This is a genomic window from Neorhizobium sp. PAMB6716, from assembly GCF_058242805.1.
Genome location: NZ_CM177835.1, coordinates 1,807,330 through 1,827,560, shown reverse-complemented (window position 1 = coordinate 1,827,560; position 20,231 = coordinate 1,807,330). Strand labels below are relative to the sequence as shown.

Annotated in this window: 18 protein-coding genes and 1 tRNA gene; 8 read left to right on the top strand and 11 right to left on the bottom strand. The window is 61.3% G+C overall.

The window, feature by feature from the left end:
• Positions 1-119: 119 nt before the first annotated feature.
• Positions 120-2,027: a methyl-accepting chemotaxis protein gene (locus tag AC4CWH_RS08875; protein ID WP_491321262.1), complete on the top strand. Its 1,908-nt coding sequence runs from the start codon at positions 120-122 to the stop codon at positions 2,025-2,027.
• Positions 2,028-2,096: 69 nt separating this feature from the next.
• Here AC4CWH_RS08875 and AC4CWH_RS08870 read toward each other — a convergent pair whose 3' ends face one another.
• From AC4CWH_RS08870 to AC4CWH_RS08840, 7 genes are all read right to left on the bottom strand, one after another.
• Complete coding sequence (locus AC4CWH_RS08870) at positions 2,097-2,771, bottom strand: spermidine synthase (protein WP_491321261.1); 675 nt, start codon at positions 2,769-2,771, stop codon at positions 2,097-2,099.
• A 136-nt stretch (positions 2,772-2,907) separates the two neighbouring features.
• Positions 2,908-4,764, bottom strand: a complete 1,857-nt coding sequence (locus AC4CWH_RS08865; protein WP_491321260.1) for an ABC transporter ATP-binding protein — start codon at positions 4,762-4,764, stop codon at positions 2,908-2,910.
• A gap of 376 nt (positions 4,765-5,140) precedes the next feature.
• Positions 5,141-5,719, bottom strand: coding sequence for a hypothetical protein (locus tag AC4CWH_RS08860; RefSeq protein ID WP_491321259.1), 579 nt, complete (start codon positions 5,717-5,719; stop codon positions 5,141-5,143).
• A gap of 92 nt (positions 5,720-5,811) precedes the next feature.
• Positions 5,812-7,596 carry a methyl-accepting chemotaxis protein gene (locus AC4CWH_RS08855; RefSeq protein WP_491321391.1) on the bottom strand — a complete coding sequence of 595 codons (1,785 nt, stop codon included), beginning with the start codon at positions 7,594-7,596 and terminating at the stop codon, positions 5,812-5,814.
• 287 nt (positions 7,597-7,883) lie between these two features.
• Complete coding sequence (gene gpt / locus AC4CWH_RS08850) at positions 7,884-8,381, bottom strand: xanthine phosphoribosyltransferase (protein WP_491321258.1); 498 nt, start codon at positions 8,379-8,381, stop codon at positions 7,884-7,886.
• Between the two features lie 141 nt (positions 8,382-8,522).
• Positions 8,523-9,365, bottom strand: coding sequence for a universal stress protein (locus AC4CWH_RS08845; RefSeq protein WP_491321257.1), 843 nt, complete (start codon positions 9,363-9,365; stop codon positions 8,523-8,525).
• Positions 9,366-9,512: 147 nt separating this feature from the next.
• Positions 9,513-10,283 carry a competence/damage-inducible protein A gene (locus AC4CWH_RS08840; RefSeq protein ID WP_491321256.1) on the bottom strand — a complete coding sequence of 257 codons (771 nt, stop codon included), beginning with the start codon at positions 10,281-10,283 and terminating at the stop codon, positions 9,513-9,515.
• A gap of 278 nt (positions 10,284-10,561) precedes the next feature.
• Here AC4CWH_RS08840 and wrbA point away from each other — a divergent pair, with 278 nt between their 5' ends.
• The gene (wrbA, locus tag AC4CWH_RS08835) at positions 10,562-11,161 is read left to right on the top strand and encodes an NAD(P)H:quinone oxidoreductase (protein WP_491321255.1); all 600 of its coding nucleotides are present in this window, start codon (positions 10,562-10,564) and stop codon (positions 11,159-11,161) included.
• A 90-nt stretch (positions 11,162-11,251) separates the two neighbouring features.
• Here the strand turns inward: wrbA and AC4CWH_RS08830 are convergent, their stop codons facing one another.
• On the bottom strand, positions 11,252-11,668 hold the full coding sequence (locus tag AC4CWH_RS08830; protein ID WP_491281680.1) for a response regulator: 417 nt from the start codon (positions 11,666-11,668) through the stop codon (positions 11,252-11,254).
• A 144-nt stretch (positions 11,669-11,812) separates the two neighbouring features.
• Positions 11,813-12,088 carry a hypothetical protein gene (locus AC4CWH_RS08825; RefSeq protein WP_491281679.1) on the bottom strand — a complete coding sequence of 92 codons (276 nt, stop codon included), beginning with the start codon at positions 12,086-12,088 and terminating at the stop codon, positions 11,813-11,815.
• A 231-nt stretch (positions 12,089-12,319) separates the two neighbouring features.
• Between AC4CWH_RS08825 and AC4CWH_RS08820 the strand changes: the two genes are divergently transcribed.
• Positions 12,320-12,404 (top strand) — tRNA-Leu (locus AC4CWH_RS08820).
• A 24-nt stretch (positions 12,405-12,428) separates the two neighbouring features.
• On the opposite strand, the gene AC4CWH_RS08815 is transcribed toward AC4CWH_RS08820, so the two are convergent.
• Positions 12,429-13,883, bottom strand: a complete 1,455-nt coding sequence (locus tag AC4CWH_RS08815) for a TrkH family potassium uptake protein (protein ID WP_491321254.1) — start codon at positions 13,881-13,883, stop codon at positions 12,429-12,431.
• 99 nt (positions 13,884-13,982) lie between these two features.
• Here AC4CWH_RS08815 and ilvA point away from each other — a divergent pair, with 99 nt between their 5' ends.
• Both ilvA and AC4CWH_RS08805 read left to right on the top strand, forming a co-directional pair.
• The gene (gene ilvA / locus AC4CWH_RS08810) at positions 13,983-15,236 is read left to right on the top strand and encodes a threonine ammonia-lyase (protein ID WP_491321253.1); all 1,254 of its coding nucleotides are present in this window, start codon (positions 13,983-13,985) and stop codon (positions 15,234-15,236) included.
• A gap of 70 nt (positions 15,237-15,306) precedes the next feature.
• A complete protein-coding gene (locus AC4CWH_RS08805) occupies positions 15,307-15,624 on the top strand; it encodes an HlyU family transcriptional regulator (RefSeq protein ID WP_491321252.1) in 318 nt (105 codons plus the stop codon).
• Between the two features lie 70 nt (positions 15,625-15,694).
• On the opposite strand, the gene AC4CWH_RS08800 is transcribed toward AC4CWH_RS08805, so the two are convergent.
• Positions 15,695-16,309: an FMN-dependent NADH-azoreductase gene (locus AC4CWH_RS08800; protein WP_491281675.1), complete on the bottom strand. Its 615-nt coding sequence runs from the start codon at positions 16,307-16,309 to the stop codon at positions 15,695-15,697.
• Between the two features lie 131 nt (positions 16,310-16,440).
• Between AC4CWH_RS08800 and AC4CWH_RS08795 the strand changes: the two genes are divergently transcribed.
• The 3 genes from AC4CWH_RS08795 to AC4CWH_RS08785 all read left to right on the top strand — a co-directional run bounded on the left by AC4CWH_RS08795 (position 16,441) and on the right by AC4CWH_RS08785 (position 20,210).
• Entirely contained in the window at positions 16,441-17,406 is a 966-nt protein-coding gene (locus AC4CWH_RS08795; RefSeq protein ID WP_491321251.1) for a LysR family transcriptional regulator, read from the top strand.
• A gap of 179 nt (positions 17,407-17,585) precedes the next feature.
• Positions 17,586-18,986, top strand: coding sequence for an extensin-like domain-containing protein (locus tag AC4CWH_RS08790; RefSeq protein WP_491321250.1), 1,401 nt, complete (start codon positions 17,586-17,588; stop codon positions 18,984-18,986).
• Positions 18,987-19,145: 159 nt separating this feature from the next.
• Positions 19,146-20,210, top strand: a complete 1,065-nt coding sequence (locus AC4CWH_RS08785) for a D-alanine--D-alanine ligase family protein (protein WP_491321249.1) — start codon at positions 19,146-19,148, stop codon at positions 20,208-20,210.
• Positions 20,211-20,231 lie beyond the last annotated feature (21 nt).

Genomic DNA, 20,231 nt, shown 5'->3' with positions numbered 1-20,231 from the left:
CACCCAAATCTTTAACGTTCGAATCTTAGAATTTCTCCATATAAGCCTTGTCTCATGAAGTGAACCTGCGCTTCGTGAGGCACGGCGATTGTTGTCCTGTCCGTCGGAGATCACGTCCCGTGAAAATCAAGAACCTATCAATCCTGAAAAAGATCAGCCTTGTTGTCGGCTTGATGGGCGTGGCGGCGGCAGCCATTGCGGCGGTCGGTACGCAAGGCCTCTTCATGCTCGGCTCCTCGCTGAAGGATACCGGCCAGCGCGAAGAGGTTGCCCGCGAGGCGATGGACCTGCGCGTCGACATCATCGCCATCAGCCGCATGACCTATCAGCTGGCGCTGGCGCCGGAAAAGTCTGCTGACTTTGCCGCCGAAACGGAAAAGCGCTCCAAGGAAATGCTGGAGCGTCTGCCGAAGATTGCAGCGACCGCCGATAGCGAAGAACAGAAACAGCTCGCCGATATCCGCACCAGCCTCAACGCCTATTTCGACAGCATCCGCGACATGGTGAAGGTTGCCGCGACGGATGCGGCCAAGGATCCCAAGCTGATGGCCGCAGCCCTGAACAAGGCGCTCGACGGTCAGAAGGCGGTGACCGCCGCCGTCAAGGTCTACAGCACCTATTCGGCAAAGACGCTGTCGCAGTCGCGTGGTCGCGCCATCGACGAATCGCAGACGACGGTGATGATCCTTGCCATCACGGCAGCTGTCTGCATCGCACTTGGCGTGGCGCTCAGCCTTCTCATTGCGCGGCGCGACATTGCCGGCCCGATCCGGCGTATGACGGGGGTCATGAGCGAAATGGCCAAGGGCCGCACCGATCAGCCGGTGACCGATACGGATCGCCTGGACGAAATCGGCGAAATGGCGCGTGCGCTCGAAGTGTTTCGCGCCAACGAAATCCAGATGCGGGCGATGGAAGCGCAGGAAGCAGCCCTCAACCGCCAGAGCAAGGATCTGCAGGTCTCGATCAGCGGTATCGTGGCCGCGGCTGCCGCCGGTGATTTCAGCCAGCGTATCAGCAAGTCCTATGACGATGCCGACCTCAAGCGTTTTGCCGCTAGCGTCAACGAACTCGTTGAAAATGTCGATTTCGGCGTGACCGAAGTGCGCCGCGTCGTGGCAGCCCTTGCCGAGCAGGACCTGACGCAGGATATGCGCGGACAGTTCCAGGGTGCCTTTGCCGAGTTGCAGGACAACGTCAACACGACGATGGCGACGCTGCGCGCCACGATGGAAAACGTGCGGACCGCCGCCGGCACGATCACCGACAATTCCGGTGAGCTTTCTACCGCCTCCAACCAGCTTGCCCGCCGCACCGAACAGCAGGCGGCCTCGCTGGAAGAAACCGCCGCAGCGCTTGAGGAAATCACCACGACGGTGCGCACCTCCACGGACCGCGCCAATGAGGCGACCCGTATGGTGTCGGAAACCAAGGTCAGCGCCGGCCGTTCCGGCGGTATCGTGCGCGACGCGATCGACGCCATGGGCCGCATCGAGCAGTCTTCGCAGAAGATCAGCCAGATCATTTCCGTGATCGACGAGATCGCCTTCCAGACCAACCTCTTGGCACTGAATGCCGGCGTCGAGGCCGCCCGTGCCGGCGAGGCGGGGCGTGGTTTTGCCGTCGTTGCGCAGGAAGTTCGCGAGCTTGCCCAGCGTTCGGCCAATGCCGCCAAGGAGATCAAGACGCTGATCAATACGTCGGCCGAAGAGGTGAAGGGCGGCGTGACGCTGGTCCTGTCCACCGGCGATGCGCTGAAGGAGATCGAGGATCTGGTCAACCGGGTGAACGAGCACGTGGCGATGATTGCACGGGCGGCCGGCGAACAGTCCGCAGCGCTTGGCGAAATCAACACGTCCGTCAACCACATGGACCAGATGACACAGCAGAACGCGGCCATGGTGGAAGAAACCACGGCGGCAAGCCAGGTGCTTGCATCCGAAAGCCGCCAGCTCACCGAAATCCTGTCAAAGTTCCGCCTCGGTGGAGACGTGGGTGGCGGCCAAGGCTATCGCCGCGCTGCCTGATTATCGAGGCTTCCAACACAAAAAGGCGCTGCAGCGATGCGGCGCCTTTTTTATATGGGGGACGTCGGCTTAAGGCTTCACCGCAAGCCAGATGACATGACGCGCGCCGCTGCGCTTGGTGCTGGCACGCACCGGTTTGGCTTCCGCGCTAAAACCGCTGTCCTTCAGGCGCCGGGTAAAGGCGGCATCGGGGCCGGACGACCAGACGGAGAGAACGCCGCCCGGGCGCAATGCCGCGCGGGTGAAACGCAGCCCTTCGTGATCGTAGAGGCGATCGTTCGAGGGCCGCGTCAGCCCGTCCGGGCCATTGTCCACGTCCAGCAGGATCGCATCGAAGGTTGCGGGGGAGGCGGCGATCAGCCCGGCGACATCGCCCTCGTGAATGGCCACGCGCGGATCATCCAGGCAGCCCTTGAAGACTTCGGCCATGGGGCCGCGTGCCCAGGCAACAACTGCCGGCACCAGTTCGGCCACGGTGACTTTTGCGTCCGGCGGCAGCACGGCCAAGGCGGCGCGCAGCGTAAAGCCCATGCCGAGACCGCCGATCAGCATATGCGGCTTTTTGCGTCCGGAGATCTTTTCCTGCGACAGAACGGCCAGCGCTTCTTCCGAGCCGCTGAGACGGCTGTTCATCAACTCGTTTGCGCCGAGCATGATGGAGAATTCCTGGCCGCGCTGTTTGAGGCGCAGCTTGCCGCCATCGCCTGGAATGTCTGCCTCGTCGATCTGTATCCAGGGGAGCATTTTTTCTGATGGCCTCGTATGGCAGGCGGGCCAGCGGTTGGCCCTTCGTTTGGCCTGTTGCCAGGCGCTGTCTCACGTGCGCCTGCATCTGGCATGCGAAGGCGGGCAGGACAAGCCTTTCCTGCCATGCGCCGGTTCAAGGATCGATCACATCGGGAATGTAACCGCCGGTCTGGCGTTTCCACAGCCGCGCATAAAGCCCATCCTGGTGCAGAAGGTCGTCTGGCGTTCCCTGTTCAACGATGTGCCCCTTGTCGAGCACGACGATGCGGTCCATCGCGGCAATCGTCGAGAGGCGGTGGGCAATGGCAATCACGGTCTTGTCGTGCATCAGCAGGCTCAAGCGGTCCTGGATGGCGGCTTCCGCCTCGCTGTCGAGCGCCGAGGTTGCCTCGTCGAGAATGAGGATCGGGGCATCCTTCAGCAGGACGCGGGCAATGGCGACCCGCTGCCGCTGACCACCTGAGAGCTTTATGCCGCGGTCGCCGACAAAGGCATCATAGCCGTGCCGGCCCTCCTTGTCGGAGAGATCGGCGATAAAACGATCGGCTTCGGCTGCTTGGGCGGCTGCGACGATTTCCTTGCCTGTCGCACCGGGGCGGCCGTAACGGATATTGTCGCCGACGGAGCGATGCAGCAGCGCCACGTCCTGCGCGATGACGCCGATCTGCGCGCGCAGGCTTGCCTGGGTGACGGTGCGGATATCCTGCCCGTCGATGAGGATGCGCCCCTCCGTCAGGTCGTAAAAGCGCAGGAGCAGGCTGACCAGCGTCGTTTTGCCGGCACCGGAAAGGCCGACGAGCCCGACTTTTTCTCCGGGCCGCACGCAAAGCTCTAGGCCCTCGATGACAGGCTTGCCGGGCTTGTATTCGAACCGGATATTTTCAAAGCGGATCTCGCCCCTCGATACCGCAAGTTGAGGCGCGTTCGGCCGGTCGACGATGGTTGGCGGCGTGGTCATGACAGGCATGGCATCACGGATCGTGCCGATCGCCTGAAAGATCTGCTGGCCCATCTGCAGGAACGTGAAGGTGTGGCCGGACAGCCGGTGCAGCACATAGACCGCCGCCACGAATTCGCCGACGCTCAAAAAGCCGCGCAAAAGGCCGGAAAAGCCAATGAAGAGGATGGCAAGCCACAACAGCATGTTGAGCGCAACGACGATCAGTTCCGACGTGCGGTAGATGCGCTGTTCCTGGTGCTGCGCGCGCATGGATTTTTCGAGGATGCGGCGGATGGCGCCGGCCTCGCTGTCTTCGGCGGCAAACTGCTTGATCATCTGCATGTTGGCATAGAGATCGGTGATGGCACCGGAGACAAGGCTGCGCTGTTTGGCAGAGCGGCGGGCGCGATCGGCAAAGATCGGCGCAAGATATGCGGCAAGCGCCACGTTGAGCGCGATCCAGATGATGACGGGAAGTGCCAGCTGCCAGGAGAGGGTGGCGAGCAGCACGACGGAACCGACCATCTGCAGCAGGAAGCGCGGAATGGACTGGAAGGCGGCAATCACCTGCTGTTGCACGGCAGACGCTACCTGCGACAGGCGCGAGGCGACCTGTCCGGCAAACAGATCGTGGAAGAAGGCAAGGTCCTGCCGCTCCACCGCCTTGTGGCCCTGCCACTGGATGGCAACCGGCATGCCGATGCCGAGCGTGTGCGACTGGAACGTGTTGACGAGGAAGGACACGAGCGGCATGGCGGGAAAGATCAGCAGTCCGAGAACGGTCAAAAGCTGCCAGCGGTTTATGAGAAACGCTTCGGCACCCATCTGCGTGACGCCGTCAACGATGACCGAGAGCCCCCAGACGATGGTGAGGTTGATCGCCTCGATCGCCATGGAGGAGAGCGCCAGCGCAATCAGGATGCCGCGAAACAGGCCGATGAAATGCAGGAGAACCGCATAGGGGCTTTTCGACGGCAGCGGCCGGTAGGGAATGTCGAGCGGGCGGATCAGCGTCTCGAACGGGCGGTAGATGAAATCGGAAATCGACATGGCGCCTGCAAATGCTTTTGAAGACCGAGACGATGGGCGGCAACGCAAGGAGATGGAACGCAGACTGGGAAAGACGATATCCGGGGAAGTATGGCCTCATCTGGGGCAAAAGCGATAGGCTGTCAGATGAATAAAAACGGCCGCCCCGGAGGGCGGCCGCCAGTTTGTTGACAAACCTGTCTCCCACCACGACGTCATCCTCGGCCTTGTGCCGAGGATCTACTAAGATCCAATAGCATCAGACGTTTGTAGATGCTCGGGACAGGCCCGAGCATGACGGAACAAAGCTGAAAGCCCATCGTCAGCAGTCTGAAGGCCGCCCCGGAGGGCGGCCGCGATTGATACGTGTCTGCTCAGCGCCTTGGCGGCTAGTGTATCAGATGGCGTCCATGTTGACGCCGACGGTGATGGCGCCGATGGGGGTGCCGGTTTCATCGACGATGGTCATGGACGCCTGCGACTGCAGGGCCTGGGTCGATTCGTCCTTCTCGACACCATCCACGAAGACGGCATCCTTGCCGGCTCCGAAGCTCTTCTTGAACTTGGCTTCGTCGCCCTGCCAATAATCGGATGTCGCATCGCTCTGGCCGACATTGAGGCCCTTGTTGTCCATGACGAAGACTTCGGCGATGGCGCCGGACGATGCCGCCTGTTTTTCCTTGAGGAACACAGATACCGCATTGGCGAGTGTCGCACTGATCAGCGGCTTGTCGGAAGCCTCCACTTCGGCGCGCCACGTCTTGTCGAGCGCGATGATGTCGGCTTCGGCAAGAGCGGCATGTTTGGCGTTCTGCGCCTTCACAGCGGAGATGATCGTCGGGTCGTTCAGCCATGGCTTGACGCCGCTCTGCATGAAGGCCGTGACGGGGGCGACATGGGCCTCTTCGGCCATCAGCGGCTGCGCGCCGAAGGCAAGGAGGGCAAGGACTGCAAGGCTGGTCGATGCGCGTGTCATGGAATGTTCCTCTTGTTTGATCTGGATGTCATCTGGGTTCTGGCGCAGCCCGACTGCCGCCTCCCGGGCCGCTGCGGAGGTATTCAGAAAGGTCAGGCGACGGAACGCCGTGTTTCCATTGCGGGCGTGCCGGAGCCGAGCTGGAAGCGGTTTGCCGCGTCCTGCATCAACTGGCTTTGCGACAGCAGCTCGTGGCAGGCCGCGCTGGTTTCCTCCACCATGGCGGCGTTCTGCTGTGTCGTCTGGTCCATGTTGTTGATGGCACCATTGATCTCCTGCAGGCCGGTAGCCTGCTGGCGGTAGGCGTCCACCATGACCAGGATGCCGTCATTGATGCGGGCAATATGGGATTCGATCTTCAGGAGGGCGTCGCCCGTCTGGTTGACCAGTTCGACGCCGCCGGAGACTTCCGTGCTGGACACTTCGATGAGCGCCTTGATCTGCTTTGCGGCATTGGCCGAGCGTTGGGCCAGTTCGCGCACTTCCTGCGCCACAACCGCAAACCCCTTGCCGGCTTCGCCGGCGCGTGCCGCTTCCACGCCGGCATTCAAGGCCAGCAGATTGGTCTGGAACGCGATCTCGTCGATGACAGAGATGATCTGTCCGATCTGCGAGGAAGACTGCTGGATGCGGTCCATGGCGCCGATGGCGTTGCGCACCACCTGGGCCGAATGCTGCGCCTCCGACTTGGCCTCGCCGATCATGGCGCCGGTCTCTTCGGCATTGCGCGAGGAGGTGCGCACGGTGCTCGTCACCTGGTCGAGGGCGGCTGCGGTCTCTTCCAGCGCTGCGGCCTGACGTTCGGTCCGTTGCGCAAGTTGCTCGGCCTGGCTGGTCAGTTCGCCGGCGCCGGTTTCCACGGCAAAGGATGCGGTCTTGATATCGGTGACGGCGCCGGTGATTGCGGCCACCATGGCATTAAAATCAAGCCGGAGCTTGTCGAATTCGGGGCCGAGATCGTCCAGCCGGGTGTTGAGGTTGCCGTTTGCCACCTGTTCCAGCGCGAAACCCAGTGTCTGCATCACGTGGTTCTGCGTGGCAGACGTTGCCTGCGCGGCGGCTGCATTGCGGGCGCGCTCGGCGTTCAGCGCCTGCTGCTGTTCTTCGGCAAGCTGGCGCTGCGCCAGGGTGGCAATCGCATCATTGCGAAAACCTTCGAGCGCGCGGGCCAGAAAGCCGATCTCGTCGCCGCCATCGCGGTGCGAAACCGGGGTCTCCAGATCGCCGTTCTGGAGGTCGGTAATGCGCCCGCTCAGCGCCTTCAACGGTCGGCCGATCATGCGGCGCATGGTGAGAATGAAGACGACAACGGCAATTGCGATGATGGCAAACTGCATGGAAAGCGCCACCAGCATCTTTTGCGTCGCTTCCGCCATGATGCTTTGCGCCGACCAGGTGGTGACGACATAACCGCCAACTTTACCGCTCTTGTCGAGCGGCAGGGGCGAGGTGATGGTGACATAATGATTGCCGATTGCGCTGAGATCGACGCTCGGTTTTTCCGGCCGCACGGCGGCAACCTTTGCAAGCTCTGCGTCTCCAGGCAGGTTTGCAAGTCCTGTTCGGCTCCAGTTGTTGACCGGTTTCAGTTCCGGGCCAAAGGCTGCAAACTGCACGAGGTTGAGCGTCACATCGTCACGATAAAGCGCATAGGTTTCGGCAACCGCTTCGGATTTGCCCCATTTCACGCCACCGGCGGCAAGGGTTGCAAACTGGGCGGTATCCTTGCTCCAGGTCTGTGTGGCATCCGACAGCATGGACGTGCTTTCGTTGCGCCATGTGTAAAATGCCAGTCCGAGCATTCCGGTTAGATTTATTCCGACAATGACGGTGGCAAGTTTTGCCGTGAGCGTGAGGGATTTCGCGGATCGATGCATGATGTGGCGTCTCTGCTTCATGGCCGGTAATCCCGGGACCCTGGCAACGCACCGTGTGCTCAAAAGCTCAATCGATCATGATCGGCGTTGTATCTTGCGATACGAGGACACGCCTGATTTATGGGGCCGGAACGTGAAAAAAAGCTTAACTCGGCCGCGTTGCACGCTGTGCGTGCGCGATCATGTCTTTGATAAATAATGTAATTTAGTGTCGCATTCTTGATGCGCACACATCAGGGCGGCCCGTTTGACACGCAGCCGCCCCGTTGTTTGCTAAAAAATCTGCTTCAGCCCTTGGCGCCCTTGGCGATCGGCTCCTGATAGGTGAAACCCATATCCCAGGGGAAATAGATCCAGGTATCCTGCGAGACTTCGGTGACGAAGGTATCGACCATCGGCACACCCTTCGGCTTGGCGTAGACGCAGGCAAAATGCGCGGCAGGCATCATCGCGCGGACTTCCGATGCGGTCTTGCCGGTGTCGGTCAAGTCATCCACCACCAGAACGCCGCGACCGCCTTCGGTGGTGAGATCAGCTGTAATGCCCTTCAGCACGTTCATCTCGCCCTGGTTCACGTAGTCGTGGTAGGAGGCGATGCAGACGGTTTCGATGAGGCGGATGTTCAGTTCGCGCGAAATGATCGCCGCCGGCACAAGGCCGCCGCGGGTGATACAGACGATGGCGCGGAACTCCTGGCCGAGACCTGTAAGACGCCAGGCAAGCGCGCGGGCATCACGGTGGAACTGATCCCAGGAAACGGGAAAGGCTTTATCGGGTAGGGACATGCAGCTGGCTCCGGAAGGGCGCTTTGAAGGGAGATCAAGGGCTGGCCGTGACGCCGGAGCAGCCCGCGGAAACAGGTCTTTTCGCCCTGTTCCCGTTGGCCGTTGCTATTAGCTGCAAATTGCTTGCCTGTGCAAGCCGGATCAGCGTGACAGAAGCGTCAGCGCCGTCATGCTCTGCAAGACATTGCGGGTGACCCCGCCAAACAGCATTTCCCACCAGCGCGAATGGCCATAACCGCCCATGACAAGCAGATCGATGCTGTTGTCGGAGAGGCGGTTCTCGATAATGGCCGCTACCGAAAGATCGCCCTTTTCTTCGGTGCTCAGCGTCACATTGACATCGTGGCGGGCAAGCGCTGCGGCAAGATCTGAACCGGCAAGGGCTGGCGTCTGGCGCGGCATGCCGGGTGGGTCGATGGACAGGATCTCGACGCTTTCGGCCTCTTTCAGGAAGGGCAGCGCATCAAAGGTGGCGCGGGCGGCCTCTTTCGAGCCGTTCCAGGCAATCAGCACGCGGCGGATGGGCTTCGGTGCCGAGAGAACATGCGGCACCAGCAGCACCGGGCGACCGCTCTCAAACAGCAGCGTTTCCAGATCCGCGCTGTTGTCGTTGCTGGTGGCGGGATCATTCTGGACCGCGAGGATCAGGTCGCTGGCGCGGGTGCATTCCAACACGCTTTCGGAACTGTAGCTGGCAGAGGACACGAAGGAACGCCATTCAAACGAGATGCCCTCGTGCTCGGCAATGCCGCGAAATATGCCGGCAATCTTGCCGGTTTCTGCCTCTGCTGCCTGCTGCAACATTTCCATGGCCGTCGGATCTGGAATTTCCATCGGCGCAATCAGCGGCACCGTCGGCAGCATTTCCGCCCGGACCCCCACGACATGCGCGGAAAATTGCCGCGCAAAGTCCACCGCGAAATCGGTGATCGGCTTGGCGTTTTTCTGGCTGTCGAGGACGGCGAGTATGGTCTTGTAACCCATGGCGGTATCTCCTCTGCGCGGATGGCGGACGTATTGTTCCACCATCTCACTTCAGATGGGACACGCCTTGCGCTGGGTCAAGCAGTGCGTGTTCCCGTCTTCTCACGCTGAGTCATATGTCCTTGATAATCCGGAAAAGACGGCCTCTCAGGCCTCCGGTCCGGGATGGCCGGTGGCGCGTGCGGCATCAAGATCCCGGATCATCGCAATGATTGCCTCTGCCGCAGCGTCAAGTGCGGATGCGTCGCGGGCGCGCACCACAAGCTCGGTGGAAAAGCGCTGGCCATCATATTTGGGATAAGAGCCGATGCTGGTGTCGGGATGAGCTTTCTGGATGGTGCCGAGAAGCGTGCCGATATCGCCTTCGCCATAGGGGCAGGGCAGCGCGCGGGTGAGCATCTTTTCGCCCGTTGCAAGCTCCGGCAGGATGTTGTCGACCATGGCCTGGAACACCTGAGGCACGCCGGCCATCACATAGACATTCTCCACGATAAAGCCAGGTGCCGTCGAGACCGGGTTGGCGATATGCCGCGCGCCCCGGGGCATACGGGCCATACGCTGGCGGGCGTCCGTAAACTCCATGCCGCGCCGCTCATACATGGCGGCAAGCTGTGTCATGGCCGCTTGATCGTGCTCGCAGGGCAGGCCAAACGCCTTTGAGATGGCATCGGCGGTGATATCGTCATGCGTCGGGCCGATGCCGCCGGAGGTGAAGACATAAGTGAAGCGTGCCCGCAGCGCATTCAGTGCCTCGACGATCGCGTCCTCCTCGTCGGCGACGATCCTGACTTCCTTGAGGTCGATCCCCGACAGGAGGAGCAGATCGGCGAGATGTCCGATATTCTTGTCCTTGGTCCGGCCCGACAGAAGTTCGTCGCCAATCGCGAGTATGGCAGCGGTTACGATCTGAGACGTCATGGTGATCCTCATGGGGTGGCGATTGATGCGATGGAACGATGATCCGTGTCTGCTGTTCCTACGGCAAACCGGGCAGCGGATGAAGAGCCTGCGACCCGTTTACCGGCGGGCCGATTTTGTCCGACCGCATTGTTACGTAAACATGATCGTTGCGGATTTGTCGTTTCGTATCATCGAACAGTGCGTGCGTGAATTCGCGGTAGCTTCCGCGCCGGTTGCAGGTAATCTGCGGGCCAAGGCAAACGCCAGCCCGGTGTTTGCAACCAAGGGAGAAAAACATGGCGAAGGTATTGGTACTTTATCATTCGACCTACGGACACATCGAAACCATGGCTTATGCGGTGGCTGAAGGCGTAAAATCGGAAGGTGCGGAAGTGACGGTGATGCGCGTTCCGGAACTGGTGCCGGAAGAGGTGGCCAAGGCCTCGCATTACAAGATGGATCAGTCGGCCCCGATAGCCACACCTGCCGATCTCGAAAGCTATGATGCCATCATCGTCGGTGCCGGCACCCGTTTTGGCACGGTTGCCTCACAGATGCGCAATTTCTGGGACCAGACCGGCAGCCAGTGGTTTGCCGGCAAGCTGATCGGCAAGGTCGGCTCGGTCTTCACCTCGACGGCCACTCAGCATGGCGGCCAGGAATCGACCATCCTGTCGTTCATTCCGACATTTCTCCACCATGGCATGGCCGTCGTCGGTCTGCCCTATTCCTTCCAGGGCCAGATGGGCACCGAACAGGTCAAGGGCTGCTCGCCCTACGGCGCCTCGACCATCACCGAAGGCGACGGCTCGCGTATGCCCTCCGAGATCGAGCTGGAAGGTGCCCGTTTCCAGGGTGCGCATGTGGCAAAGATTGCCAACAAGCTCGCCAGCTGAGTATTTTCTGCAAACCACAACAGGAAAAGGCGCGGATCATTTTTTCGCGCCTTTTCTTTTATTTCAACGTCTTGTCGCAGATTCTGAATGTCAGGTGCCTGGAACCGGGAGCGGCTTGAACAGGCGCAGGCGGCCCGGGGGATTGCGGGTTATGCCGTTTTTCCAGTCGACAGCGAACTGGATGACATCGAGCGCCGCCTGCTGCGTCAGAGGTTTTGCGATGACGCCGAGGGCTCCGGCATCGCGCCCTTCGACCAGCATCGGATTGCCGGTCACAAAAACCACCAGGATGCCGCGCTCGACAAGGATGCGGGCAAGCTGCGGTCCCGTTTCGCCATCGGCCAGACGCACGTCGACAAAGGCGATGTCGGCATCTTTGGCATAGTTCAACGCCACCTTCATATCCGGTGCGATGCCCACCACCTCATGGCCGCTTCGCTCGATGGCCTCTTCCAGATCCATGGCGATCAGCAGGCCGTCTTCAACGATGAGGAAGCGATATTTCACTGGTATTCCCTTTCAATGCCGAGACGAGATAGGGCTGCACGCCCCGGATGCAAGGGGCGGCTGTTTACTGCGCAATGCAGGGTGCGTCACCGGCCCCTGACGGTTCCTCTCTCATTGCGGCCGGTCGTGGGGCTGTCACAAGGGTCAGTCATCGAAACTGAGGATGTCAGGCATAAAGATACGGCGCACGATCTTCAGACTGCGATCCGGCTGGATCTGGTAGGTTTCAATATACTGTCCGCCATTTGCGCGAAACTCATGGGAAAACGTGCTGCCGATGGGGGATTTCGTCAGCTTCGTGCGCGGCTGGCCATTGTAGATGATGCTGCCGGGAATGGGATCATAACCGGGCGCATTGGTGGCCGTGCTGCAGGCGGAAAGTGCCAGTGCGCCAAAAATCGCAAGCGTCGATATTCTCATGATCTTTCGTGTCCTGTTTTTGATGGCGGGCAAACGGCCAAGGCTGCGGCGAAGTTCCCGAGTGAGCCCCGGCCTTCGCCTATCGTCCTCGGCGCTCGGATCAAGCAGCGGAAGGCGAGGCGGATGCCACGGCTCAAATATATGTCACCGCCCGTCTTGCAAGGCGAGGCCGATTCAGCCCAAACATGCCCTTGCATTTTTCTTCAAGCCCATGAAGAAGACTTGGCGCATGCGGACGTGGCGAAACTGGTAGACGCAAGAGACTTAAAATCTCTCACCGAGAGGTATACGGGTTCGATCCCCGTCGTCCGCACCACCCACCTCCCGGCAACCCCCGGCCTCAGCTGCGCCAGAACAGCGGCAGGAGCAGCACCATCACCGTCAGGATTTCCAGGCGTCCGAGCAGCATCATCAGCGAGAGCAGATAAAGTGCCGGGTCGCTGATCGAGGAAAAATTGCCGGCGGGGCCGATGAGGTGGCCAAGGCCGGGACCGACGTTGGAGAGGCAGGTGATGACAGCCGAGACCGAGGTCAGAATATCGTAGCCGAGCAGTGCCATGCACAGGCTTCCGACCGCCCAGAGAAAAAGATAAAGGCTGATGAACAGGAAGACGCCGCGCACCACGTCCGGGTCCACCACGGTCTTGCCATAACGCACCGGGTAGATGGCGTTGGGATAGATCAGCTTCTTGAGGCCGCTTCGCACGACGTTCAGGACGACGACGAACCGGTAGGCCTTGATACCGCCCGCCGTCGAGCCGGAGCAGCCGCCCATGAAGGTGGCAAAAAACACCAGCATCACCGCAAACGGTCCCCACAGCGTATAATCCTCGCTGGCAAAGCCGGTGGTAGAGAGGATCGAGGAGATGTTGAAGAAGGAATGCGCCAGCGCCGTCTGCATATCGACGCCGTTGTAGAGGTGGTGATAGAGTCCAAGCGCGACGGAAAACAGGCAGAGATAACCGAGGAAAAAGCCGATCTGCGGATCGCGCAGGCTGTCGAGCCGCTGGCGAACCGCAAACAGGATGAGGATCGAGAAGGGCAGGCTGCTCAGCGTCATGAATACGGTGCCGACCCACATCAGGGGAATGCTGTTGAAATAACCGAAAGAGGCGTCATGCGTGGAAAACCCGCCGGTGGCAACGGTTGCCATGGCATGGTTCAGCGCATCGAAATGCCCCATGCCGGCAAAAGCATAGGCCATGGTGCACAGGATCGTGATGCCGACATAAACGGCCATGAAGGCGCGGGTGAAGCTCGCGAGCTTGGCAAACGGCTTGTCGCCGGTATCGGATGATTCCAGCTTGAAGAAGGACAGGCCGCCGACGCGCAGAAACGGCAGCACGAAAAGCCCGAGCGCCACGATGCCGATGCCGCCCAGCCAATGCAGAAGTGAGCGCCACATCAAAATGCCCGGCGCCATCCGGTCCAGCCCGACAAGAACCGTCGAACCCGTGGTGGTGATCGCCGAGATCGATTCAAACAGCGCCTGCGCAAAGGTGAGATCAAGGCCCGACAGGTAAAACGGAATGGCGCCCACAAGCGAAAACAGCGCCCACAGCATATTGACGAGGAAAAAGCCCAGACGCTTGTTGAAGACCGGCACCGAGCCGCGCGTCGCCATGGCCGTTGCCAGCGACAATCCGCCGACCATCACGCCGGAAAAGGCAAACACATGCCAGTCGCGATGGCCGTAGTAGACGTCGACGAAGGCGGGAACGAACATCGCCGCCGACAGATACATGCCGCATAGGGCAACGATATAGAGGGATGACCGGAACAGGTTTGCGTTCAAAAGCCTGATGTCCTGATGGTTGTGTCTGGAAAGAAGCTTTTGTCTCTCTCGATCAGCTATGGCATAGCGGGGAGCGAATGGAATTTCAACGGATGGAATATGATGATCAGTGCAGCTGTGGATGACGCGATGGCCGCGATGCGGGAAATCTTTCCCGAAACTCCGCTGCAACTCAACGAGCATCTGAGCCGTCGTTTCGGTGCCGAAGTGTGGTTGAAGCGCGAGGACCTGTCGCCGGTGCGCTCCTACAAGATCCGCGGCGCGTTCAATTTCCTGCGCAAGGCGATCGCCAACGGTGCCCGCGGTCGCACCTTCGTGTGTGCCTCCGCCGGCAACCATGCGCAGGGTTTTGCCTTCGTGTGCCGTCATTTCGAAGTGCCCGGCGTGGTGTTCATGCCGGTGACGACGCCGCAGCAGAAGATCGACAAGACGCGCATGTTCGGTGGTCCCTTCATCACCATCCGCCTGATCGGCGACATCTTTGACCAGTGCTATGCGGCAGCGCGCGCGCATGTGGAGGAAACCGGCGGCATGATGGTGCCGCCTTTCGATCACGCCGACATCATCGAGGGACAGGCAACGGTGGCCGCCGAAATCACCCGCCAGTTGCCTGAGGGTGTGACGCCGGATCTCGTCATCATGCCCGTCGGCGGCGGTGGCCTTTCCTCGGGCATGACAGGTTATCTGTCCGATACGCTTGATCCATCCGCTTTCCTGATGGTGGAGCCGGCGGGTGCGCCAAGCCTCAAGGAAAGCCTCAAAGCCGGCCATGCGGTGACCCTGGCGAAGGTGGATAATTTCGTCGATGGTGCAGCCGTCGCGCGCATCGGAGACATGAATTTCGAGGCGCTGAAGCATTTTCCGGAGACCCAGGTGATGGCGGTTCCGGAAAACGCCATCTGCGTGACCATCACCGAAATGCTGAATATCGAGGGCGTGGTGCTGGAGCCTGCCGGTGCGCTGTCGCTGACGGCGCTGGCATCGCTTCCGGCGGATGCGGTGACGGGCAAGGTGATTGTCGCTGTGGTCTCCGGCGGCAATTTCGATTTCGAGCGCCTGCCCGACGTCAAGGAACGCGCCATGCGCCATGCGGGCCTCAAGAAATATTTTATCCTGCGGCTGGCCCAGCGCCCCGGCGCGCTGCGCGATTTCCTCAATCTTCTGGGGCCTGAGGACGATATCGCCCGCTTTGAATACCTGAAGAAATCGGCGCGCAATTTCGGCTCGATCCTGATTGGCATCGAAACCATCCGACCGGAGAATTTTGCGGGCCTGCTCGCCCGCTTCGAGGAGGCCGGGCTCGGTTACCAGGACATTACCGAAAACGAGATCCTGGCAAACCTGATCATCTGATCAATCTAAACTGGCGCCGGTGGCTTGCTGCCGGCGTTTCGTTCACCACGCGACACGGACAGGGAAATCCATGGCCTTCCTTTCAAAAATCCTCTCGATGTTTTCCGCCGGAGACAAGCCGGCTGCTGCCGCTCCGAAAGCCGAGCCGCAGGAACATGCCGGCTGCATGATCTATGCCGAGCCGATGCGCGAGGGGTCTCAGTTGCGGCTTGCCGGGCGTATTGAAAAGGTGGTGGATGGCCAGACGCTGGTTCGCACCTTCGTGCGCGCCGACATGTTCACCTCCATGGACGATGCGATGGAATGCACCTTCCGCAAGGCACGCCAGATCATCGACCAGAATGGCGCCTCGCTGTTTTCGGATGGTGCAGCCTCCCGCACCACGTAACGCACGCAAAAAAAGGGCCGCAGCGTGCGCTACGGCCCTTTGGTGGGATTGACCGGTCAGGCCAAGCTGATCAGGCAGCCTTTGCCAGTTCTTCGGTGCGGCTCTTGGCAGAGGCCAGTGCCTTTTCGACGGCTTCCGGACCGAAAGCCAGACCTTCGACATAGATGACTTCAACGTCCTTCATGCCGAGGAAACCGAGCACGGTCTTCAGGTACGGAACGGCGTGGTTCAGCGGGGCGGCCGGGCCATCGGAATAAACGCCGGCAGCGGCGAGCACGATGTAGACCTTCTTGCCGGTCACCAGGCCTTCCGGGCCTTCTGCCGTGTAGCGGAACGTGATGCCGGCGCGTGCGACATTGTCGATCCAGCTCTTCAGGCCCGAATAGATGTTGAAGTTGATGAGGCCGGTGGCGATGACGATTTCGTCGGCGGCAAACAGTTCGGCGACAAGCGCGTCAGAGGTTTCGGCGGCGGCGGCTTCCGGTGCCGTGCGGTCGGCAGGGGCCTTGCGGATGGCCGAGGTGGTGACGGTATCGAGATGGGCGATCGGCTGGGCGGCGAGGTCGCGTACGACCACGTCACCGCCGCTACGGGTGGCGAGTGCGCCTGCCACATCCGTGGCAACCTTCGTGGAAACCGATTCTTCGCCGCGGGGGCTCGAGGTGATGAGGAGGATCTTCGACATGGTGGTTATCCATACTGATTTCTGGCGGGAGGCCTGGGATCGCCTCCATCGCGGCGGAACATAAGGTTGGACACCTATCCAGAAAATAGTGATAATATCGAAGATACCCATCAACTCTGTGGATGATGCTCATGGACGCCAATCCGACGCTCGATCAGTTGCAGGTGTTTCTCGCCGTGGCCGAGACCGGCAGCTTTTCCGCCGCCGCCCGCCAGGTGAACCGGGCGCAATCTGTGGTGAGCTACACGATCGGCAATCTGGAAGCGCAGCTGGAAGTGTCGTTGTTTGAGCGCAGCGGCTCGCGCCAGACGCAGCTGACCGATGCCGGCCGCGCACTTCTGGCCGATGCGCGGCGCATCAACTCCGACCTGCAGGTCATGCGGGCGCGCGCCAAGGCGCTGAAGCAGGGGCTGGAAGCCGATGTGTCGCTTGCCGTCAGCAACATGGTGCCGATCGATGCCATCGTCGAATCGCTGACGGAATTCGGCAAGCGGTTTCCCTCCGTCTCGCTCAGCCTCCATGCGGGAGAGCTTGGCATGGTGATGGACATGGTGGCGACCGGGCGTGCCACGATCGGCATCGGCGGCAGTCTGCTGAAGGAAGATGACACGCTGACGGCGGAAAAGATCGGCCATTCCTACATGGTGCCGGTGGCCGCTGCCGACCATCCGCTGACGCTGATCGAGCGCACGCTGACACGCCGCGACGTGCGCGAGGAAGTGCAGCTGGTGGTCACGGATGCCTCCGGCATTACAAAAGGGCGTGATTTCAACGTGCTGTCGTTCAAGGTCTGGCGGGTTGGCGATGTGGCGACGAAACACCAGCTGATCCGCGGCGGGCTGGGCTGGGGCGGCCTTCCGGCCCCGCTGGTCCGCGAGGATCTGGCGAGCGGCCGGCTGGTGGCGCTCGATATCGATGCCTATGAGACGACGGAATATCCGCTCTATTACATCCGCCGGACTGCCAACCCGCCAGGGCCTGCCACAGGCTGGCTGATCGAGGCGCTGACGCAGCGCCTGACGCAGTGCCCGAGCAGCCAGGATTTTCACCAGCTGATCGGGCGCCGGGGTGGTCCGGAGCGGCTGGCGGCGGAATAGACCCGATTGCTCCCTCCCGAACACTCCGTGATGATCGCCGGATGCGCAGTTGCGCGATGCGACTTGCTGCGCAACCTTTGGTCATGAAAAGACCTTGTTTCAGAAAGCTTTCGTTTACCCTGACCGCCTAGAATCCGTCTGTGTGGCTTTCCCGCACCACGAGATGTGACGAGCTTCGTATGGCGTATGCCTTTTCCTCCCGGCGGGCGATGGCCTTCCTGATGATTTCGACCGTGCTGGTCGGCTGCACGGCGGACGGCCTGATGCCGCTGGCATCGATCGATACCCGCACGCAGGTCGGGTCGATCCAGCCGATGACGCCGCCGGCACCGCTGCCGGATGCGCCGGTGCAGCAGGGATATGCCGTCCCGCAGCAGCAGGCGGTGCAGGCCTACAGCCAAAACCAGAACAGTGACAGCCTCTCCAGAGAGGTCTATGCACCCGATGGCGGCAACAGGCAGCCTATCGGAAGAGCGGTCACGCTTGGAGCGCCGCCCGCATCGCTTGGCACACTCACCCTTTCAGCCTCCGGCAATCCGGTTGCGGCGGAAAATCCGGGCTCAGCGCCGGTGCGCGGTGAGGGGCTGGCAGACCCTGCCGCTGACAGTCGCCGCGTCGTCGGTCTTGCCGAGGAACAGGATAACGATATTTCGATGGTCATGCCGCGCCAGCCCGTCACGCCTTCGCGGAAGGTCGCGTCCGTTGCACCGCAGGCGGCGATGGCGCCGCCAACTGCCGTGCCAGGTGCCGGTTATGCCAATGGCACCGTTGCGCCAAGACGCATGGACGCAACGTCGTCCGGCGGATCGATCGCCCCTGGACCGCTGCCCTCTGGATCCGTGGCCCGTGCGCCTGTTTCCAGCAATTCGGCGCCCGCCGAGCCGCGCTGGAGCGACCAGAGCCGTGTCATTGCGCCAAGCCGCCCGAAGCCGGAGCCCGAGCAGGTGGCGATGCTGAGGCCGAACAGCCCCGCCGGAGCGCTGGAAAGCCCGCGCATGGACGCCCCTGCCGATGGGCCGATGCCGGCGTCGGAAATCTCCTGCCGGCGCGAGCTACAGCGCATGGGCGTTGAATTTCGCGACAAGCCGCGCATTTCCGACGGCCCAAGCTGCGGCATCGATTACCCGGTGGAATTGTCCGGGCTGTCGGGCAATATCGACGTGAAGCCTTCCGTGACGCTCAATTGCCAGACGACGCTTGCCTTTGCCAAATGGGTCAAGAACGAACTCGCTCCGTCCTCGCGGCTGCGCTACCTGACCGGCGTCAAGACCATCGAGCCCTTGGGTGGCTATTCCTGCCGCCGCATGAACAACAGCCGCCAGCGCTACAACCCGATGTCGGAACACGCGCGCGGAAACGCGATCGATGTCGGCAAGTTCGTGTTGAAGAACGGCCACGAAATCGATGTGCGCAAGAAGGGTCTGTTCTCGTTTCGCGAGGGTGCGCTGCTGAAGGCGGTGCGCAGCGACAGCTGCAAGTATTTCAACACCGTGCTCGGTCCGGGCAGCAACAAGGAACATTGGAACCATTTCCATTTCGACCTGCGCAGCCGCGCCACCGGAAACCGCTACTGCGACTGAAATTTTTGCCGGACGTGGGGACGGCGTGCCGGATGCCCGACTTTCGACATACTGGCGATGATGCTGGCGGATGCAACCGGGGCGGCTCGAACCGCACCCTTGCCCCTGCCGCGTGACCCTTTTCCCATTGCCTCGACAAATTCCTTTTCCGGAGATCCCATGAGCCCTAAAATCCGCGTCGGCGTGCTGTTCGGCGGCCGTTCTGCCGAACATGACGTGTCCATCCTGTCTGCCACCAATGTGATGAAGGCGATGGACCGCACGCGTTATGACGTGTTTCCGATCGGCATTGATCGCAATGGTCGCTGGTGGCTGCAGGAGGATGACACGACGGGGCGCGCGTTGGCAGCGGACCGCGGCGTGCCGGTGGCGCTGGTGCCGGGCGGCAAGGGCCTGATGGTCGCCGTCGCGCCGGGCGGCCCCGCCGAGTTGCCGAAGTTAGACCTGCTGTTTCCGGTGCTGCATGGCCCGTATGGTGAAGATGGCACCGTGCAGGGTTATGCTGAAATGGCGGGTCTGCCGTATGCCGGCTGCGGTGTGCTGGGTTCGGCGGTTGCCATGGACAAGGATGTGGCCAAGCGCCTTTTACGCGAGGCAGGCGTGCCTGTGGCGCTGGCCCGCTGCCTTGCGGCTGGCGATGCCATGGATGCGGCAGCGCTCGAGGCGGAATTCGGTTATCCCTTCTTCGTCAAGCCGGCGCGACAGGGCTCATCCTTTGGCGTATCGCGCGTCGATGGCGCGCAGGCGGTTCTGCCGGCACTCAAGAAGGCTTTCGAATTTGACGACAAGCTGCTGGTGGAACAGTTCCTCGCCGGCCGCGAGATCGAATGCGCCGTGCTCGAACACGCCGATGGCAGCCTCACCGTGTCTCCGCCGGGCGAAATCGTCACCTCGAAAAAACATGATTTCTACAATTACGAAGCCAAGTATTTCGATCCGGAAGGGGCAGCCATCCATGTGCCGGCGCTTGTGCCGGAGGACGTTACCGAGCGCGCACGGGCGCTTTCCCGCAAGGCGTTTCGCGCGCTCGGCTGCGAAGGCATTGCCCGCATCGATTTCTTTCTCCTGGAGGATGGCAGCCTCTATCTCAACGAGGTCAACACCATGCCCGGCTGCACCGATCGCAGCATGTATCCACTGGCGCTGGCCGAATGCGGCATCAACTATTCCGGCTGGATCGACGTGGCGGTGGAGTTTGCCCTCAGGCGTCGAGGCCAGAGCTAACACGCACTGTGAGCGAAGCAG

Coding starts and splice junctions, on each gene's coding strand:
- AC4CWH_RS08785 (WP_491321249.1), top strand. CDS start 19,146: ATGAGCCCTAAAATCCGCGTCGGCGTGCTGTTCGGCGGCCGTTCTGCC.
- AC4CWH_RS08845 (WP_491321257.1), bottom strand. CDS start 9,365: ATGGGTTACAAGACCATACTCGCCGTCCTCGACAGCCAGAAAAACGCC.
- gpt (WP_491321258.1), bottom strand. CDS start 8,381: ATGTCCCTACCCGATAAAGCCTTTCCCGTTTCCTGGGATCAGTTCCAC.
- AC4CWH_RS08795 (WP_491321251.1), top strand. CDS start 16,441: ATGGACGCCAATCCGACGCTCGATCAGTTGCAGGTGTTTCTCGCCGTG.
- AC4CWH_RS08870 (WP_491321261.1), bottom strand. CDS start 2,771: ATGCTCCCCTGGATACAGATCGACGAGGCAGACATTCCAGGCGATGGC.
- AC4CWH_RS08860 (WP_491321259.1), bottom strand. CDS start 5,719: ATGACACGCGCATCGACCAGCCTTGCAGTCCTTGCCCTCCTTGCCTTC.
- ilvA (WP_491321253.1), top strand. CDS start 13,983: ATGATGATCAGTGCAGCTGTGGATGACGCGATGGCCGCGATGCGGGAA.
- AC4CWH_RS08865 (WP_491321260.1), bottom strand. CDS start 4,764: ATGTCGATTTCCGATTTCATCTACCGCCCGTTCGAGACGCTGATCCGC.
- AC4CWH_RS08840 (WP_491321256.1), bottom strand. CDS start 10,283: ATGACGTCTCAGATCGTAACCGCTGCCATACTCGCGATTGGCGACGAA.
- wrbA (WP_491321255.1), top strand. CDS start 10,562: ATGGCGAAGGTATTGGTACTTTATCATTCGACCTACGGACACATCGAA.
- AC4CWH_RS08855 (WP_491321391.1), bottom strand. CDS start 7,596: ATGCATCGATCCGCGAAATCCCTCACGCTCACGGCAAAACTTGCCACC.
- AC4CWH_RS08805 (WP_491321252.1), top strand. CDS start 15,307: ATGGCCTTCCTTTCAAAAATCCTCTCGATGTTTTCCGCCGGAGACAAG.
- AC4CWH_RS08800 (WP_491281675.1), bottom strand. CDS start 16,309: ATGTCGAAGATCCTCCTCATCACCTCGAGCCCCCGCGGCGAAGAATCG.
- AC4CWH_RS08825 (WP_491281679.1), bottom strand. CDS start 12,088: ATGAGAATATCGACGCTTGCGATTTTTGGCGCACTGGCACTTTCCGCC.
- AC4CWH_RS08790 (WP_491321250.1), top strand. CDS start 17,586: ATGGCGTATGCCTTTTCCTCCCGGCGGGCGATGGCCTTCCTGATGATT.